Annotated in this window: 2 protein-coding genes; both read left to right on the top strand. The window is 68.7% G+C overall.

All coding sequences use genetic code 11. The features are described 5' to 3' along the window. Positions 1–1,494, top strand: a 1,494-nt coding sequence (locus tag HCC78_RS32395; protein WP_172332797.1) for a (2Fe-2S)-binding protein, incomplete at its 5' end; no start/stop codon positions are given. Then, complete coding sequence (nirD, locus tag HCC78_RS32390) at positions 1,491–1,826, top strand: nitrite reductase small subunit NirD (RefSeq protein WP_172332796.1); 336 nt, start codon at positions 1,491–1,493, stop codon at positions 1,824–1,826. The genes HCC78_RS32395 and nirD, both read left to right, overlap by 4 nt.

Below are 1,826 nucleotides of genomic sequence, written 5' to 3'. Positions count from 1 at the left end.
ACGAAGCTCAAGGTGACGGGCTGCGACCTGTTTTCGGCGGGGGATTTCGCCGAGGGCGAGGGGCGCGAGGACATCGTGTTCCGCGATCCCGCCCGCGGGGTCTACAAGCGCCTCGTCATCGCGGACGACCGCCTGCTCGGCGCCGTCATGTACGGCGACACCGCCGACGGCAGCTGGTTCTTCGGCCTGATCAAGGACGGCACCGACATCTCCGAGATGCGCGAGACCCTGATCTTCGGGCCGGCCTTCCAGGGGGGACAGCCGCTGGACCCTATGGCGGCCGTTGCAGCGCTGCCGGATGAGGCAGAGATTTGCGGCTGCAACGGCGTTTCCAAGGGCGACATCGTCGCCGCGATCAATGCCGGCGCCCATGACATCGGCAGCCTGCGGGCGACCTGCAAGGCCTCGGCCTCCTGCGGCACCTGCACCGGGCTGGTCGAGCAGGTGCTCGGCCTCACCCTGGGCGACGGCTTCGTCGTGCCGCAGGCCCAGCCGGTCTGCGGCTGCACCGAGCTTTCCCACGAGGAGGTCCGCCGCCTGATCAAGGCGCGGGAGCTGAAGTCCCAGCAGGCCGTCTGGCAGGAGCTCGGCTGGAAGACCAGGGACGGCTGCCATGCCTGCCGCCCGGCGGTCAACTACTACCTGCTCGCCGACTGGCCGCTCGAGTACAGGGACGACCCGCAGAGCCGCTTCGTCAACGAGCGCAACCACGCCAACATCCAGAAGGACGGCACCTATTCGGTGATGCCGCGGATGTGGGGCGGGGTCACCACGCCCGAGGAGCTGATCGCCATCGCCGAGGCCGCCAAGCGGTTCAACGCCACCGTCAAGGTCACCGGCGGCCAGCGCATCGACCTGCTGGGCATCCGCAAGGAGGACCTGCCGGCGATCTGGAAGGAGCTCAACGACGCGGGCATGGTCTCGGGCCACGCCTATACCAAGGGGCTCCGCACGGTGAAGACCTGCGTCGGCTCGGACTGGTGCCGCTTCGGCACGCAGGATTCCACCGGTCTCGGCATCAAGCTGGAGAAGCGGCTCTGGGGGTCCTGGACGCCGCACAAGGTCAAGCTCGCGGTCTCGGGCTGCCCGAGGAACTGCGCCGAGGCGACCTGCAAGGACGTGGGCGTGATCTGCGTCGACTCGGGCTACCAGATCGGCGTCGCGGGCGCGGCCGGCATGGACGTGAAGGAGACCGAGCGGCTCGTCGATGTCGCCACCGAGGAGGAGGCGATCGAGTGGTCGACCGCCTTCGTCCAGCTCTACCGCGAGAACGCCAAGTATCTGGACCGGCCCTACAAATGGGTGGCGAAGGTCGGGCTCGACTGGGTCAAGGACACCCTCGCGGACCCGGCGGAGCGCCAGGCGCTGAACGCGCGCTTCGACATCTCGCAGAGCGTCTACCAGACCGACCCCTGGGCGGCGCTGGTCACCGAGGAGGAGCGGAAATCCTGGTCCTCCCCCCTGGCAACGATCAACCTGGAGGCCGCGGAATGACCGCCTGGACCGATATCGGAACGCTCGACGACATCCCCGTGCGCGGCGCGCGGGTGGTGAAGACCTCGCTCGGCTGCATCGCGGTGTTCCGCACGGCGCTGGACGAGGTCTATGCGCTGGACGACGCCTGCCCGCACAGGGGCGGGCCGCTCTCCGAGGGGATCGTGCACGGCGACGCCGTCACCTGCCCGCTGCACAGCCGGGTCTTTGCCTTTTCCACCGGCCAGGCGCAGGGTGCCGACACCGAGGTCGTCCGCACCTACCCGGTCAGGATCGAGGACGGACGCCTCATGCTCGACACAAAAGCAATAGCCGCCAGGAGCGCCGCCTGA

The sequence above is a fragment of the Mangrovicoccus sp. HB161399 genome (genome assembly GCF_013184745.1).
GTDB lineage: Bacteria > Pseudomonadota > Alphaproteobacteria > Rhodobacterales > Rhodobacteraceae > Mangrovicoccus.
Note: the sequence above shows the minus strand (reverse complement) of the source record. Positions and strands in the feature narration are given on the sequence as shown.

Bases quoted from the DNA above. Each gene is read 5' to 3' on its own strand.
- nirD (WP_172332796.1), top strand. From the start codon at position 1,491: ATGACCGCCTGGACCGATATCGGAACGCTCGACGACATCCCCGTGCGC.